This window comes from Actinoallomurus liliacearum, from assembly GCF_039542035.1.
GTDB classification, from domain to species: Bacteria; Actinomycetota; Actinomycetes; order Streptosporangiales; family Streptosporangiaceae; genus Actinoallomurus; species Actinoallomurus liliacearum.
On the sequence record NZ_BAABHJ010000032.1, the window covers coordinates 69,404 to 84,168 of the forward strand.

The window sequence follows — 14,765 nt, forward strand, 5'->3', positions numbered from 1 at the left end:
GGGATTCGCCGTTCGGTTCGCCTTCGGACGAAGACCGTACTACGGGATGTAGTACACGCCGTCGGCGACCCCGGGGCGCCGTTCGACGCGGCTCTCAGCGCTTCACGAGCTCGACGTCGAGTTCGACCCGGAGAGTGCCCCCGACCGTGGCGATCCCGACGCGCACGGCCTGGTTCCAGTCGACGGCGAACTCGTCGCGGTTCAGCTCCGTGACCGCGTGGAAGCCGCAGCGCGTGCCGCCCCACGGGTCCGGCCCGGTGCCGAGGTACGTCGTGTCCAGCGTCACCGGGCGCGTCGTGCCGCGGATGGTCAGCTCGCTGTCCATCGCCCACCGGTCGTCGGCGAGCCGCCGCAGCCCCTTGCTGCGGAAGGTGATGTCGGGGTACTCCTCGACGTACAGGAAGTCCTTGCTGCGCAGGTGGGTGTCGCGGTCGGGGTTCCCGGTGTCGATGCTGGCCGGCCGCAGGGTGACCTCCACGGTGGAGTTCTCCACGGGGTCGGTGACGACGATCTCGCCGCCGAAGTCGGTGATCCGCCCCCGGACGCTGACGAGCCCGATGTGGCGGGCCCGGATCTGGACGGAGGAGTGCACCGGGTCGATGTCCCAGACCCCCGGTTCGGGGAACCGGCGCCCGCCGGTCCCGGCGATCTCGATGTCCCCGAGGTCGAGGCCGGCCGGGCCGACCACCGCGGTCCGGGCCTCCGGCTGGTGTCCCGCGGCCGAGACGATGAGCGTGTAGACGCCGGGCGGGACTCCCTCCATGGAGGCGCGACCGCTCGTGTCGACCGCGACGCGGGCCGCCTGGCGGCCCGTGGAGTCGGTGAGTGTCAGGATCGCGTGCTCGACCGGCCATCCCCCGGGGGCGACGATCCGGGCCGTCACAGCGGCGTTCGCGTAGTTCACTGAGAGGCCCCTTTCAGGCGGTCAGCGTGACGTCGGCGTCCACGGGCCGGCCGCCGGTGATCTGGACGGGAACGGCGGCTGGGCCATGACCGGCGGCGACGAGCGTGTACGTCCCCGGTTCGAGGTCTTCGAAGGAGAACTCACCGGCCACACCGCTCACCGCGGTGCCGACGATCCTCCCGGACTGGTCCATCAGCGTGAGCCGCGCGCCGTCGTACGGCCGATCCTGCAGCCATACCTCGCCGTTCAGCGTGCCGCGCGCCAGGAGATCCAGGTCCTGCCGGGTCTGCGTGCCCTGCCGGACCGTGACCGCGGCGGCCACCGGCCGCTGGCCGGGAGCGGAGGCGACCAGCGTGTAGGAGCCTTCGGGGAGGCTGATGAACGAGAAGCCGCCGCCCTCGGTGCTGCGCGCCGTCGCGACGACGTCGCCCTGGACGTCGGTCACGGTGATCGCCGCGTCCGCGACGGGCTGGCGGGTGCCGGACAGCCGGACGATGCCGATCAGCCCGCCGACGCCGGCGATGGTCATGTCGTGGCGGACGGTCCCGGTCCCGACCGCCACGAGCGAGGCGATCGGCTCGTGGCCGGGCGCCGAGGCGATGATCAGGTAGGTGCCGCCCTTCTGCACGGTGAGGCGGTACTCCCCGTCCATCCCGGTGTACGCGGAACCGATCTTGCGGCCGGCCATGTCGGCCAGCGTGACCACCGCGTCGGCGACCGGCGGGCCCTCCGTCCGCTGTACCGTGCCGAAGACGGTGAGCGTCTCGCTCAGCGCCGTGTTCTCAGTCATCGGTCCATTCCTCCGTCGTGCGGCCGTTCCGGGGCCGCGGCCAAGGCTTCGAGGGCGGGCACGGCGGCGGCGAGGCCGACCCGCTGATCCGCCGGCAGCAGGCGGATCCGGTCCGCGAGGAACCCGGTGGTGCGCCGCCCGAGATCGTCCAGCAGTTCGTCACCGGCGTCGCTCAGGACGAGCCGGCACACCCGGCGGTCCCGTGGGTCGGGCCGCCGGTCGATCAGTTGCAGCTTCGCCAGGGCGTCCACGATGTGGGAGACGGTCGGGGTGCTGACCGCCATCCGGCGGGCGAGCTCCCCCACGGGGAGCGGCCCGCCGGCGGCGATGGTGGTCAACGCCGACAGCCGGCTCGGGGTCAGGTGATCCGGCCAGTCCTTGCGCAACCGGCGGTTGAGGGCTTCGAGCGCGACCCGGAGCCGTCCGGCGACCTCGGCGGACTCCTCGGCGGCGTCGGCCGGGGCCTGCTCCACCCGGGACCCGGCCTCCCCGCCCGGCGCCGGACCGGCGTCCGCGCCGGCGCCCTCAGGGCGGGGCGCCGCCTCCCCGTCCGGGCCGGGGCCGGTGGCCGGGCGGTCCACGTTCACGCGGTCCGCCCGGGGATCGGCGTCCATGGTCACTCGCCCAGCGCGACGCGCACGGTGGACGGCACTCCGGGCGGGACGCGGACGGTCGTCGTCACGGGACGGTGACCCGCCGCGACCAGCGTGTAGCCGCCGTCCGCGAGGCCGGTGATCCGGTAGGCGCCGTTCTCGTCGGTGACCGTGGTCGCGACCACCTCACCGCTCTCGTCGGTGACGGTCGTGGTGATCCCGCCGACCGGCTCGCCGTGCGGAGACCGCACCACGCCGGACAGCACGCCGGTCGGGGGTGCGCTGTCGGGCACGAGCGGGAAGTCCCGGACGATCGACGCCTCGCCCACGAGGACGGTCGCGGCCTGCGGGACGCGGCCCGGCGCGGTGACGATGACAAGGTGGTCGCCGTCGGTGACCGCGATCGAGTACCGGCCGTCCGGTCCGGTCGTGGCCCGCCCGAGCTGGTGCCCGTCCGGCCCGGTGACCGTGACGGCGGCGCCGGGCACGGGCGTGCCCGCGCCGTCGTGGATGAGGCCCGCGATGACCGGCCCGGTCCGGCCGTTCGACATCGCCCGCTGGGCGGCCGCCGGCGCGTGGGAGGTCGTCGGCACCATCTGCGGGACGGTGGGCTCGCTGAGCGCCAGCCCGGCCTCGCCGGTCACCCCGGCCAGCTCCGAGCCGAGCGACTCGTGCTCGGCGGGCCGCTCTCCGGGCTTGTTCCGCTTGGTCAGCAGCGACGCGATCGCGGCGACGACGCAGGCGGCGATCGCGAACCAGAACGCGATCGTCAGGCCGTCGTGGAACGGCTCGGTGATCAGGTGCGGGAAGAAGCTGCGCCCGGTGAGGTAGGAGGCGTGGTCGGCGGGCAGCTTGTGCAGCTCCGGGCCGAGGAGCTGCTGCATCGGGTTGTAGCCGAGGAAGGCCGCGAACAGCACCGCGATCGGCGGCAGGTGCGAGATCGTCTGAGCCGTCTGGTCCGGGACGCCCTGGGCGGTCAGCCCGCTGTACATCGACGACGGCAGGCTGTGCGACAGGCCCGCCACCATGAGGCTGAAGAAGATGCCGATGGACAGCACCATCGCGGCGTTCTGGAACGTGGCGGTCATGCCGGCGCCGACACCCCGCTGGTCGGCCGGCACCGAGTTCATGATGTCGGCGCGGTTCGGGGAGGCGAACATGCCGGAGCCGATGCCGTTGACGACGAGCAGCACGGCGAACACCCAGTAGGAGAAGTTCACCGGGATGGCGAGGAGCAGCAGGAAGCTGAGTCCCGTGACGAGCGCGCCTCCCACCGTGAACACCCGGACGCCGATCCGGTCCGACAGGATCCCGGACAGCGGCGCCGACAGCAGGAAGCCGACGGTCAGCGGGATCATGTAGATGCCCGCCCACAGCGGCGTGTCCTCGAAGCTGTAGCCGTGCTGGGGCAGCCAGATGCCCTGCAGCCAGATGATCAGCATGAACTGCAGGCCGCCTCGGCCGAGCGCGGTCAGCAGGCTCGCCAGGTTCCCCGCGGTGAAGGTGCGGTTCTTGAAGAGCGAGAGGTTGAACAGCGGCTCAGCGATCTTCGTCTCGATGTAGAGGAAGGCGCACAGGACAAGCGCGCCGCCGATCAGCGCGGTGAGCACCCACGGGTTGGTCCATCCCATGGTGTGATCTTTGTACGGCTGGATGCCGTACGTGATGCCAATCAGAACCGAGATCAAACCGATAGCGAAGGTCAGGTTCCCCCACCAGTCGATCCGCGCCTTCTTGCGGACGCCGGTGTCGTGCAGCTTGACGTAGGCCCAGAACGTTCCAAAGACGCCGAACGGCACCGAGACCAGGAACACGTAGTGCCAGTTGACCGGGCCGAGGATGCCGCCGAGGATCAGTCCGATGAAGGATCCGGCGATGCCCGCGATGGCGTTGATGCCGAGCGCCATGCCGCGCTTGGTGGCGGGGAACGCGTCGGTGAGGATGGCGGTGGAGTTCGCGAACAGCAGCGCGCCGCCGACGCCCTGGACGATCCGCCAGCCGATGAGCCAGAGGGCCGCCGACGACCCGTGCATCCAGCTGATCGACAGCAGGATCGAACAGACCGTGAAGACGGCGAAGCCCAGGTTGTACATCTTGACCCGGCCGTACATGTCACCGAGACGGCCGAAGGACACCACCAGCACCGCGGTGACGACCATGAAGCCCATCATCATCCACAGCAGGTAGCTGGTGTTTCCAGCACCGAGGGGGTCGAGGCCGATGCCGTCGAAGATGTTCGGCAGCGCGATGAGCACGATCGACTGATTGATCATGACCATCAGCACGCCGAGCGTCGTGTTCGACAGCGCGATCCACTTGTACCCGGGACCGAGGGCCCGGTGGTCCGGCCGTCCCGGCGCGTGGGCGCCCGTCGTCATCAGGGATTCGCTCCTGTAGTTCGTCAGCACAAATGTTGCTTAGTGCTAACTAACTATAGAGCAAGGCGATTCGCCCGAGACGCCCGGCCAGGGAGGAACGTCCCGGGACGCACCTTCGGAGAGCGGCGCTCCGGCCGTACGACCTGTGGAACGCCGCAGAGTCACCCGCAGGGACAGGCGGGCCTCAGGCCCCGTACACCGGCTCCGGTGACACGGCGTCGGCCAGCAGCCCTCGCACCACGGGCCCCAGCTCGGCGGGCTCCCACCGCGCTCCCCTGTCGGCGGCCGGCCCGTGCCGGAAGCCCTCCATCACGCAGATCCGGCCGCCCTCGACCTCGAACACCCGGCCGGTGACGTCACAGTCGGCCGAACCGAGCCAGGCGACGAGCGGCGACACGTTCTCCGGCGCCATCGCGTCGAAGCCGCCGTCCCCGGGCGCCGTCATGGTCGCGGCGAACACCTCCTCGGTCATGCGGGTGCGCGCGGCCGGCGCGATCGCGTTGACCCGCACGCCGTAGCGCCCCAGCTCGGCCGCCGCCACCAGGGCCAGTCCGACGATGCCCGCCTTGGCCGCCGCGTAGTTGCCCTGGCCGACGCTGCCCAGCAGCCCCGCCCCCGAGGAGGTCATCACCACGCGGCCGGTCCCCGGACGGCCCGCCTTCGCTTCGGCCCGCCAGTGCAGGCCCGCGTGCTTCAGCGGCAGGAAGTGTCCCTTGAGGTGCACGCGCGTGACCGCGTCCCACTCCTCCTCCGACAGGTTGACCAGCATGCGGTCCCGCAGGAACCCGGCGTTGCAGACCAGGGTGTCGAGCCGCCCGAACGCGTCGAGCGCGGCCCGCACCAGCGCCTCCGCGCCCTCGGCGGTCGCGATGTCGTACGGCGCCGCGACCGCCTTCCCGCCCGCCCCCTGGATCTCCGCGACCACGTCGTCGGCCGGGCCCGAGGAGCCGCCGGACCCGTCCAGCCCCACCCCGATGTCGTTGACCACGACGGCCGCGCCCTGCCGGGCGAACTCCAGCGCGTGGGCGCGACCGAGCCCGCGCCCGGCACCGGTCACGACGACGACTCGACCCTGGCAGATCATTCACCCTCCTGGTTCGTCCGGTCCGCGTTGGCCGCGTCGAGGAAGGCGGGGCGCTCTCCCCCGCCGTGCACCAGCAGTGCCGAGCCGCTGACGTAGCCGGCGAGGTCGGAGGCGAGGAAGACGCACGCGGCCCCGGCGTCGTACGGGTCGGCCAGCCGCCCCAGGGGCACGGTGCGCTCGACGGCGGCGACGCCCGCCTCGTCGCCGTAGTGCAGGTGCGACCGCTCGGTGCGGACCATCCCCAGGGTCAGCGCGTTGACGCGCACCTTCGGCGCCCACTCGACGGCGAGGCTGCGGGTGAGGTTGTCCAGGCCCGCCTTCGCCGCGCCGTACGCCGCCGTGCCTGGGGACGGGCGCACGCCGCTCACGCTGCCGACCATGATGATCGATCCGCCGTCGCCGCGCTGCATGACCGCGTTGGCCGCCCGGGCGACGTAGAGGGGCGCGACGAGGTTCAGCTCGATGATCTTGGCGTGGGTGCGGGGGGCGCCGTCGGCGGCCGGCAGGTAGGGGGTGCCGCCCGCGTTGTTGACCACGACGTCGAGCCGGTCGAGACCCTCGGCGAAGTCCCGTACGGCGGCGGCGTCGCGTACGTCGAGCGGGACGAACCGCAGACCGGACGGCAGCCGGTCCGGCGCGTGGCGGGCGACGGCGATCACCTCGGCGCCGGCGTCGAGGAACGCCCGGCTGATGCCGAGGCCGACCCCGCGCACTCCCCCGGTGACGACCGCGACCTTGCCGCTGAGATCGAGCGTGTAGGGCATGGCACCCCCTTCCTCTGTACACTACTTCTAACAAACGTTTGGTGGAAAGGTAGCGCAATGGGCATCTCCACCACGCTTCATCGATCGGGCGTCGCCGACATCGTCGTGAACGCCCCACCCGTCAACGCGCTGACCGTCCAGGGCTGGCACGACCTGGCCGACGCCGTCACGGCGGCCGGCCGTGACCCGGCCGTCCGCGTGGTCGTGCTCCGCGCCGAGGGGCGCGGTTTCAACGCCGGCGTCGACATCAAGGAGATGCAGGCCACCGAAGGGCACACGGCGCTGCTCGGCGCCAACCGCGGCTGCTACGCGGCGTTCGCCGCCGTTTACGAGTGCGCGGTCCCGGTCATCGCGGCGGTGCACGGCTTCTGCCTGGGCGGCGGCATCGGCCTGGTCGGCAACGCCGACATCGTCGTGGCCGCCGAGGACGCCTACTTCGGCCTGCCGGAGGTCGATCGCGGGGCGCTGGGCGCGGCGACCCACCTGGCCCGGCTGGTCCCGCAGCACCTGATGCGGGCGATGGTCTACACCTGCCGCACCGTCACCGCGGCGGAACTGCACCGGCACGGGTCCGTGCTCGAGGTCGTGCCCGCCGCCGAACTGCGCGCCACCACCCTGCGGCTCGCCGGGACGATCGCCGAGAAGGACCCGTACGTCATCCGCCGGGCCAAGGAGTCGCTGAACGGCATCGACCCGGTCGACCCGAAACGGAGCTACCGGTTCGAGCAGGGCTTCACCTTCGAGCTCAACCTGGCCGGCGCCGGCGATCGCCACCGCGCCGCCTTCGTCGCGGACAAGGAGGCCACGTGACCCCCGCGCCCCCTCGCGCGCACGCGCCCACGAAAGAGCTCTCGATCGAGGAGGTGGTCGGCTCGATCGAGTCCGGGACGACCGTCGGCATCGGCGGGTGGGGGTCGCGGCGCAAGCCGATGGCGCTGGTCCGGGCGATCTGCCGATCCGGCCTGCGCGACCTCACCGTGGTGTCCTACGGCGGCCCGGACGTCGGGCTGCTGTGCGCGTACGGGAAGGTCCGGCGCGTCGTCGCTCCGTTCGCGACGCTCGACTCGATCCCGCTCGAACCGCACTTCCGCCGGGCCCGGCAGCAGGGGACGATCGCCTTCACCGAGTACGACGAGGGCATGTTCATGCTCGGGCTGCACGCGGCGGCGCACCGGCTGCCGTTCCTGCCCACCCGCGCCGGACTCGGCTCCGACGTCATGCGGGTGAACCCGGAGCTGCGGACGGTCCGCTCCCCGTACGGGGACGGCGAGGAACTCGTCGCGATGCCCGCGCTGACGATGGACGTCGCCCTGATCCACCTGAACCGGGCGGACCGGCGCGGCAACGCGCAGTACCTCGGCCCGGATCCGTACCTCGACGACCTGTTCGCCAAGGCGGCGGCCCGGACGTACGTCTCCTGCGAACGTCTCATCGAGACGGCCGACCTGCGCAAGGAGGGCCCGGTGCAGAGCCTGCTGATCAGCCGGTCCCACGTCACGGGCGTCGTCGAGACCCCGAACGGCGCCCACTTCACCTCCTGCGAACCGGACCACGACCGCGACGAGGCGTTCCAGCAGGCGTACGCCGCCGCGGCCGGCGACCCGGCGGCCTGGGAGGGGTTCCGCGAGCGGTTCCTGACCGGCGACGAGGCGGCCTACCAGTCCGCCGTCCGCGCCTGGCGGAGGGAGGAGGGGCGATGACCGGCGAAGGAGGGGCCATGAGCGCGACGAGGGCCGAGGTGTGCGTGACGGCGTGCGCGGAGGCGTTCCGCGGCGACGGCGAGGTCCTCGCGGCGGGCATCGGCGGCGCCGTCACCGTCCTGGCCGCCCGGCTCGCGCGGCTGACGTTCGAGCCCGGCCTGCTGACGCACGACGGCACGTGCCTGCTGACCGGTGACGTTCCCGCGCTCGGCGAGAGGCCGGGCGAGATCGAGGGCTGGCTGCCGTTCCGCGAGCACCTGTGGCTGGTGCTGAACGGCCGCCGTCACGTCATGCTCGGCGCGAGCCAGATCGACCGCTTCGGCAACACGAACATCTCGTGCATCGGCGACTGGGCGCGCCCGAAGGCCCAGTTGCTCGGCGTGCGCGGCGTGCCCGGCAACACCCGGTGCGACACGACCAGCTACTGGATTCCCCGCCACTCCCCCCGGGTGTTCGTCGAGACGGTCGACATGGTCAGCGGCGTCGGGTACGACCGGGGCGCCCACGAGATCCGCGTCGTGGTGACCGACCTGGCCGTCCTCGACTTCGCCACGCCGGACCGGCGGATGCGGCTGCGCTCGGTCCACCCCGGCGTGACGGTCGAGGAGGTCGTCGCGGCCACCGGCTTCGCCCTCTCCGTCCCCGAGGACGTCCCCGCGACGCGGGTCCCGGACGCGGAGGAGCTGCGGATCATCCGCGAGGTCCTCGACCCGAACGGCCTCCGCGACCGGGAGGTCCCGGAGGGCTCCCGCCGATGAGAGCGGGGACGGGACGACGCGCCGGCCGGGGTGAGACGCGTCCGGCGATGGCCGCACCGGTCGACGACGAAAGGGGCACCGGCCCATGCGGACGGCGCTGACCGAACTGACCGGCGTCCGGCACCCGGTCGTGCAGACCGGCATGGGCTGGGTGGCCGGCCCGCGCCTCGTCTCGGCCGTCGCGAACGCGGGCGGCCTGGGCATCCTCGCCTCCGCCACCATGACCCTGGACGCCCTGTCCGCCGCGATCCGCGAGGTCAGGGAGCGCACGACGGCCCCCTTCGGGGTGAACCTGCGGGCGGACGCCACAGACGCCGGGCAGCGGATCGACCTGCTCATCGAGGAAGGCGTACGGGTCGCGTCCTTCGCGCTCGCGCCCAGGCCCGAACTGATCGCGCGGCTGAAGGACGCCGGCGTGGTCGTCATCCCGTCCGTGGGGGCGCGCCGGCACGCCGAGAAGGTGGCGGCGTGGGGCGCCGACGCCGTCCTCGTCCAGGGCGGCGAGGGCGGCGGGCACACCGGCCCGGTCGCCACCACGCTGCTGCTCCCCCAGGTCGTCGACGCCGTGGACATCCCGGTGATCGCGGCGGGCGGTTTCTTCGACGGCCGGGGCCTGGCGGCGGCGCTGGCGTACGGGGCGGCGGGCGTGGCGATGGGCACCCGCTTCCTGCTGACCTCCGACAGTTCGGTGCCCGAGGCGGTGAAGCGGGTCTACCTCGGCATGACCGAGACCGTCGTCACGCGGCAGGTCGACGGCATGCCGCACCGGGTGCTGCGCACGGACCTGGTCGACTCGCTGGAGCGCTCGGGCCGGGCCGCCGGCCTGGCCCGCGCCCTCCGCAACGCCGCCCGCTTCAAGCGGGTGTCCGGGATGTCATGGCGGGCGATGGTCCGCGACGGGCTGGCGATGCGGCACGGCAGGGAGCTGTCCTGGTCGCAGGTGCTGATGGCCGCCAACACCCCGATGCTGCTGAAGGCCGCCATGGTCGACGGCCGCCCCGACCTCGGCGTGATGGCCTCCGGCCAGGCCGTCGCCGTCATCTCCGACCTGCCCTCCTGCCAGGAGCTGATCGACGGCATCGTCGCCCAGGCCACCGACATCACGACCCGCCTCACCGACCTGACCACCGGCTGATCGGGCCGGCCGCCGGAAATCCGCTCGCCCGCGACCGGACCGCTCGTGCAGGATCGATCCCGGCCACGAGCAGAGGAGGGCAGGGAAATGCGGAAGATCCCGACCGTGTTCGTCCGCGACTGGGACGGTGACCGGCGCTACGTCACCCGCACCCCGAACCCCGAGTGCGGCTGGGTCTTCGACGGCCACGGCCGGCCGACGCGCAAGTTCGACGGCACCTGCGTTCGCTACGACGGCGAGCGCTGGTGGGCGCGCCGCGAGGTCAAGCAGGGCAAGGGGCGGCCGCCCGGCTTCGTCGAGATCGCCCATGACGAGCAGACCGGCAAGACGGTCGGCTGGGAGCCCGCCGAGCAGTCGGGCTTCCAGAAGTTCCTCGCCGAGGCGATCGCCGCCGATCGCTGGGAGCCCGGCACGTACGAACTCGTCGGGCCCAAGGTCAACGGCAACCCGGAGGGCCTGGACCGCCACACCCTGGTGCGTCACGGCGCCGAGAACCTCGGCGACGTCCCTCGCGACTACGCCGGCCTGGCCGCCTGGCTGCGCGCCCACCCGTGGGAGGGCATCGTCTGGCACCACCCGGACGGCCGAATGGCCAAGCTCAAGCGCCGCGATCTCCCCCCGGCCTGAACCCGAGCGCCGAGGATCTCCGTCGTTCCGACGACGAGAATCCTCGGCCGTACTCAGGAGGACCGCAGGCCGGTCGGCCACGGTCACAGGTCACCGCGGTACCAGGCGTCGATCTCGGCGTCGAGAGCCGCCTGGTCGAGGCGGGCGGGCCTGGCGTTCTCGATCCACCGCCGAATGAGCCGGGCGAGAACATCCACGGTCCGGTCGGTCGCGATCTCATGGACGGCGAAGAACGTGACGATCGGCCCGGTGATCGGATCATCGAGGTCGCAGCGAGCACACAGCACGATCTCCGTGAAGCCGGTGACCTCGGTGCCCTGTTCGGTCCGCCAGCCGTGCGGAAGCCGCAGTACGGCGAGGACGTCCCCGGCGCACCGCGGGCACGCGTGCTGCGTCCAGAGCGGTCGCCGCGCGCGGTGGCGCGTGGGCACGGCGGTCATGCGCCGATCGCGTTCGCGCCCAGCAGGGACTTGATGTCCCCGAAGAACGACGGTTCCGGCTGGACGCGAAACCGGTCGAGGGCGATCAGCAGTCCCTTCGCGCCGGGGCGCCCCGGCCGCAGCCTCAGGTGCACGGGTGCGTGGCCGGGGTGGGAGTCCAGGATGCGTTTCAGCTCGTGGATGACGTCGGCGGACACGCGGGACTCCGAAAGGGAGATCACCACGGGCGGCTCGGCGGCGGTGACCTGGGAGACGTCGAGGACGGTGACCTCCTCCCCGTAGACGCTCAGCGTCTCGTCCCGCACGTTGACGCGGCCGCGGATCGTGACCACCCGGTCCTCGGCCAGCGTCTCGCCGTACAGGACGTGGCTCTTGGGGAAGATCAGGCACTCGACCGAGGCGTCATGGTCCTCGAGGTTGACGATCGCCCAGGTGTCCCCGTTCTTGGTGATCTTGCGTTGCAGGCCGGAGATGATCCCGGCGACCCGCACGTAGCCCTCCGTACGACCGGAGGCGAGCAGTTCGGCGAGCGTGGTGTCGCGGGCGGCCTCCAGGACGCGCTCGGCGCCGTCGAGGGGATGAGACGAGACGTACAGGCCGAGCATCTCCCGTTCGAAGGTCAGCAGGCTGCTCTTGTCCCATTCCTCTTCGGAGATCGCGACGGAGAACATGCCGCCGGTCTCGTCCTCCGGCTCGTCGAGCGCGCCGAACAGGGAGTCCTGGCCGCGGGCCTCGTTGCGTTTCACGTCGATGACCGCGTCGACGGCCTGCTCGTGGACCATCACGAGGGCCTTGCGGCGGTGACCGAGGCCGTCGAACGCGCCGGCCTTGGCGAGGGATTCGATGACGCGCTTGTTGCAGACGCTCGTCGGGACCTTGGTCAGGAAGTCGTTGAAGTCGTTGAACGCGCCCTTGTCGCGGCGGCTCTGGACGATCGCCGCGACGACGTTGGCGCCGACGTTACGGATCGCGCCGAGGCCGAAGCGGATGTCCTCGCCGACGGCGGCGAAGTTCAGTTCGGACTCGTTGACGTCCGGCGGCAGGACCTTGATGCCGAGGCGGCGGCAGTCCGACAGGTAGACCGCCATCTTGTCCTTGTCGTCACCGACCGAGGTGAGCAGCGCGGCGAGGTATTCGGCGGGGTGGTTCGCCTTCAGGTAGGCGGTCCAGTACGACACGACGCCGTACCCGGCGGTGTGCGACTTGTTGAACCCGTATCCGGAGAAGGGGACCAAGACGTCCCAGACGGCCTTGACGGCCTCATCGGAGAAGCCGCGTTCCTTCATGCCCGCGGAGAATCTGCCCCACTCCGCGTCCAGGACGTCCTTCTTCTTCTTGCCCATCGCGCGACGCAGCATGTCCGCGCCGCCGAGGGAGTATCCGGCGAGTCGCTGGGCGATCGCCATCACCTGCTCCTGGAAGACCACCAGGTGGTAGGTGTCGCCCAGGATCGGGTCGAGCGCCTCTTTCAGGTCCGGATGGATCGGCTCGACATCCTGTCTGCCGGTCTTGCGCAGCGCGTAGTTGGTGTGCGCGTTCATCTCCATCGGGCCGGGCCGGTACAGGGCCGAGACCGCGGCGATGTCGGTGAACTCGCTCGGCTGCATCAGCTTGAGGAGCGTGCGCATGCCGCCACCGTCGAGCTGGAACACCCCGAGAGTGTCTCCGCGGGCCAGCAGCTCGTAGGTCTTCCCGTCATCGAGAGGAACCTCGAGGATGTCGATCTCGATGCCCTTGTTGGCTCTGACGTTGGCGATGGCGTCGTTGATGACGGTGAGGTTGCGCAGGCCGAGGAAGTCCATCTTGAGCAGGCCCATGTCCTCGGCCTGCGTGAACGGGAACCCGGTGATGATCGGCCCGTCGGCCTTCGGCCGCACCAGGGGGAGGACGTCGACCAGCGGCTCGGAGGACAGGATCACGCCGGCGGCGTGGATTCCGGTGCCGCGGGTCAGGCCCTCCACGCCCACGGCGGTGTCGACGACCCGCTTGACGTCCGGCTCCTCCTCGTACATCTTCCGCAGCTCGGCGGCCTCCCCGTGGCGGGGGTGGTTCTCGTCGTGGATCGCCGACAGCGGGATCTCCTTGCCGCCGACGGCGGCGGGGAACGCCTTGGTGATCCGGTCGCCGAGCGCGTAGGGATAGCCGAGGACGCGGCAGGCGTCCTTGACGGCGGCCTTGGCCTTGATGGTGCCGAAGGTGACGATCTGGCAGACCCGGTCGTCGCCGTACTTCCCGGTGACATAGTCGATCATCTCGTCGCGGCGGCGGTCGTCGAAGTCGAGGTCGACGTCGGGCATGGTGATGCGCTCGGGGTTGAGGAACCGCTCGAAGATCAGCTTGTGCTCGATCGGGTCGAGCTCGGTGATCCCGGTGCAGTAGGCGACCATCGAGCCGGTGGCCGAGCCTCGGCCGGGTCCGAGTCCGATGCCGTTGGCCCGTGCGTATCGGCAGATGTCGGCGACGACGAGGAAGTAGCCGGGGAAGCCCATGCCGTCGATGACGGACAGCTCGTAGTCGATGCGGTTCAGGACCTCTTGCGATGGGTCGCCCTTGTAGCGGCGCCGCGCGCCGGCCAGGGTCTCCTTCCGCAGCCACGACGACTCGCTCTCCCCATCCGGAACGGGGAACCTCGGCATCAGATCCCGGTGGGCGAAGACCTCGCCGTAGTCGCCGACGCGTTCGGCGATCAGGAGGGTGTTGTCGCAGGCGCCGGGCACCTGGCCGTCCCATAGGGACCGCATCTCCTCGGCGGTCTTGAGGTAGTAGCCGGAGCCGGAGAACCGGAAGCGGTTCCGGTCGGCGAGCTGCTTGCCGGTGCCGATGCACAGGAGCGCGTCGTGCGCACCCGCCTGGTCCTCGGTGACGTAGTGGGAGTCGTTGGTGGCCAGCGGTGGCAGGCCGAGCTGTTCGCCCAGGCGCAGGAGGTCGTCGCGGACCCGGCGTTCGATGGGGATGCCGTGGTCCATCAGCTCCAGGAAGTAGTTATCCCTGCCGAAGAGGTCCCGGTACGTCGCGGCGGTCTCGACCGCCTTGTCGTACTGCCCGAGGCGGATCCGGGTCTGCACCGCGCCCGACGGGCAGCCGGTCGTGGCGATGATCCCCCTGCCGTGCTCGGCGAGGAGCTCGTCGTCCATCCGGGGGTACTTCTGGACGTGGCCTTCGAGCCAGGCGCGCGACTGGAGGCGGAACAGGTTCCGCAGGCCCTCGGCGTCGGCGGCCCACATCGTCATGTGGGTGTAGAGACCACGGCCGGCGACGTCCCCGCCCGCACCGGTGGCATCGTCGGACCTGCGCAGTGAGAGGTTGTCGCTCCAGTACACGGCCTGTTTGTGGTACCGGGACGCGGGGGCGACATAGCCCTCGATGCCGATGATCGGCTTGACGCCCGCTCTGTTCGCCGAGTGGTAGAACTCGTACGCCCCGTGCACGTTGCCGTGATCGCTCATCGCGACGGCCGGCATCCCCAGGCGGCCCGCCTCCTCCATGAGGCGCCCGACCTTCGCGGCACCGTCGAGCATCGAGTACTCGGTATGGACGTGCAGGTGGACGAACGAATCCACCGCCCCACTCCCTTCGGTTGTACGGCGTCAGG

At 71.4% G+C, this 14,765-nt stretch carries 13 protein-coding genes; 5 read left to right on the forward strand and 8 right to left on the reverse strand.

The genetic code is table 11. From position 1 onward, the window contains the following. Positions 1-94: 94 nt before the first annotated feature. From ABD978_RS35545 to ABD978_RS35570, 6 genes are all read right to left on the reverse strand, one after another. Entirely contained in the window at positions 95-904 is an 810-nt protein-coding gene (locus ABD978_RS35545; RefSeq protein ID WP_345364506.1) for a YceI family protein, read from the reverse strand. Between the two features lie 13 nt (positions 905-917). Further along, positions 918-1,694 (reverse strand): MSCRAMM family protein, encoded by a 777-nt coding sequence (locus ABD978_RS35550; protein WP_345364508.1) that lies wholly within the window; start codon positions 1,692-1,694, stop codon positions 918-920. Then, positions 1,691-2,308 carry a MarR family winged helix-turn-helix transcriptional regulator gene (locus ABD978_RS35555; protein ID WP_345364510.1) on the reverse strand — a complete coding sequence of 206 codons (618 nt, stop codon included), beginning with the start codon at positions 2,306-2,308 and terminating at the stop codon, positions 1,691-1,693. The genes ABD978_RS35550 and ABD978_RS35555 overlap by 4 nt, the downstream gene beginning before the upstream one ends. A gap of 2 nt (positions 2,309-2,310) precedes the next feature. Beyond that, entirely contained in the window at positions 2,311-4,665 is a 2,355-nt protein-coding gene (locus ABD978_RS35560; RefSeq protein ID WP_345364512.1) for an MFS transporter, read from the reverse strand. A gap of 184 nt (positions 4,666-4,849) precedes the next feature. Beyond that, positions 4,850-5,749 carry an SDR family oxidoreductase gene (locus ABD978_RS35565; protein ID WP_345364514.1) on the reverse strand — a complete coding sequence of 300 codons (900 nt, stop codon included), beginning with the start codon at positions 5,747-5,749 and terminating at the stop codon, positions 4,850-4,852. After that, complete coding sequence (locus ABD978_RS35570) at positions 5,746-6,513, reverse strand: SDR family oxidoreductase (protein ID WP_345364516.1); 768 nt, start codon at positions 6,511-6,513, stop codon at positions 5,746-5,748. The genes ABD978_RS35565 and ABD978_RS35570 overlap by 4 nt, the downstream gene beginning before the upstream one ends. 57 nt (positions 6,514-6,570) lie before the next feature. Here ABD978_RS35570 and ABD978_RS35575 point away from each other — a divergent pair, with 57 nt between their 5' ends. From ABD978_RS35575 to ABD978_RS35595, 5 genes are all read left to right on the forward strand, one after another. After that, the gene (locus ABD978_RS35575; RefSeq protein WP_345364518.1) at positions 6,571-7,323 is read left to right on the forward strand and encodes an enoyl-CoA hydratase family protein; all 753 of its coding nucleotides are present in this window, start codon (positions 6,571-6,573) and stop codon (positions 7,321-7,323) included. Beyond that, on the forward strand, positions 7,320-8,213 hold the full coding sequence (locus ABD978_RS35580; protein ID WP_425550804.1) for a CoA transferase subunit A: 894 nt from the start codon (positions 7,320-7,322) through the stop codon (positions 8,211-8,213). Before ABD978_RS35575 ends, ABD978_RS35580 begins: the two co-directional genes overlap by 4 nt. Positions 8,214-8,230: 17 nt before the next feature. After that, positions 8,231-8,971 (forward strand): CoA-transferase subunit beta, encoded by a 741-nt coding sequence (locus ABD978_RS35585; protein WP_345364519.1) that lies wholly within the window; start codon positions 8,231-8,233, stop codon positions 8,969-8,971. 85 nt (positions 8,972-9,056) lie between these two features. Then, positions 9,057-10,106, forward strand: a complete 1,050-nt coding sequence (locus ABD978_RS35590) for an NAD(P)H-dependent flavin oxidoreductase (protein WP_345364521.1) — start codon at positions 9,057-9,059, stop codon at positions 10,104-10,106. An 87-nt stretch (positions 10,107-10,193) separates the two neighbouring features. Beyond that, a complete protein-coding gene (locus tag ABD978_RS35595) occupies positions 10,194-10,733 on the forward strand; it encodes an RNA ligase 1 family protein (RefSeq protein ID WP_345364523.1) in 540 nt (179 codons plus the stop codon). Positions 10,734-10,816: 83 nt separating this feature from the next. Here ABD978_RS35595 and ABD978_RS35600 read toward each other — a convergent pair whose 3' ends face one another. After that, entirely contained in the window at positions 10,817-11,173 is a 357-nt protein-coding gene (locus ABD978_RS35600; RefSeq protein WP_345364525.1) for a DUF6300 family protein, read from the reverse strand. After that, positions 11,170-14,733 (reverse strand): DNA polymerase III subunit alpha, encoded by a 3,564-nt coding sequence (gene dnaE, locus ABD978_RS35605; RefSeq protein ID WP_345364527.1) that lies wholly within the window; start codon positions 14,731-14,733, stop codon positions 11,170-11,172. Before dnaE ends, ABD978_RS35600 begins: the two co-directional genes overlap by 4 nt. Positions 14,734-14,765: the final 32 nt, after the last annotated feature.

Bases quoted from the DNA above. Each gene is read 5' to 3' on its own strand.
- ABD978_RS35550 (WP_345364508.1), bottom strand. From the start codon at position 1,694: ATGACTGAGAACACGGCGCTGAGCGAGACGCTCACCGTCTTCGGCACG.
- ABD978_RS35555 (WP_345364510.1), bottom strand. From the start codon at position 2,308: ATGGACGCCGATCCCCGGGCGGACCGCGTGAACGTGGACCGCCCGGCC.
- ABD978_RS35560 (WP_345364512.1), bottom strand. From the start codon at position 4,665: ATGACGACGGGCGCCCACGCGCCGGGACGGCCGGACCACCGGGCCCTC.
- ABD978_RS35565 (WP_345364514.1), bottom strand. From the start codon at position 5,749: ATGATCTGCCAGGGTCGAGTCGTCGTCGTGACCGGTGCCGGGCGCGGG.
- ABD978_RS35570 (WP_345364516.1), bottom strand. From the start codon at position 6,513: ATGCCCTACACGCTCGATCTCAGCGGCAAGGTCGCGGTCGTCACCGGG.
- ABD978_RS35575 (WP_345364518.1), top strand. From the start codon at position 6,571: ATGGGCATCTCCACCACGCTTCATCGATCGGGCGTCGCCGACATCGTC.
- ABD978_RS35585 (WP_345364519.1), top strand. From the start codon at position 8,231: ATGAGCGCGACGAGGGCCGAGGTGTGCGTGACGGCGTGCGCGGAGGCG.
- ABD978_RS35590 (WP_345364521.1), top strand. From the start codon at position 9,057: ATGCGGACGGCGCTGACCGAACTGACCGGCGTCCGGCACCCGGTCGTG.
- ABD978_RS35595 (WP_345364523.1), top strand. From the start codon at position 10,194: ATGCGGAAGATCCCGACCGTGTTCGTCCGCGACTGGGACGGTGACCGG.
- ABD978_RS35600 (WP_345364525.1), bottom strand. From the start codon at position 11,173: ATGACCGCCGTGCCCACGCGCCACCGCGCGCGGCGACCGCTCTGGACG.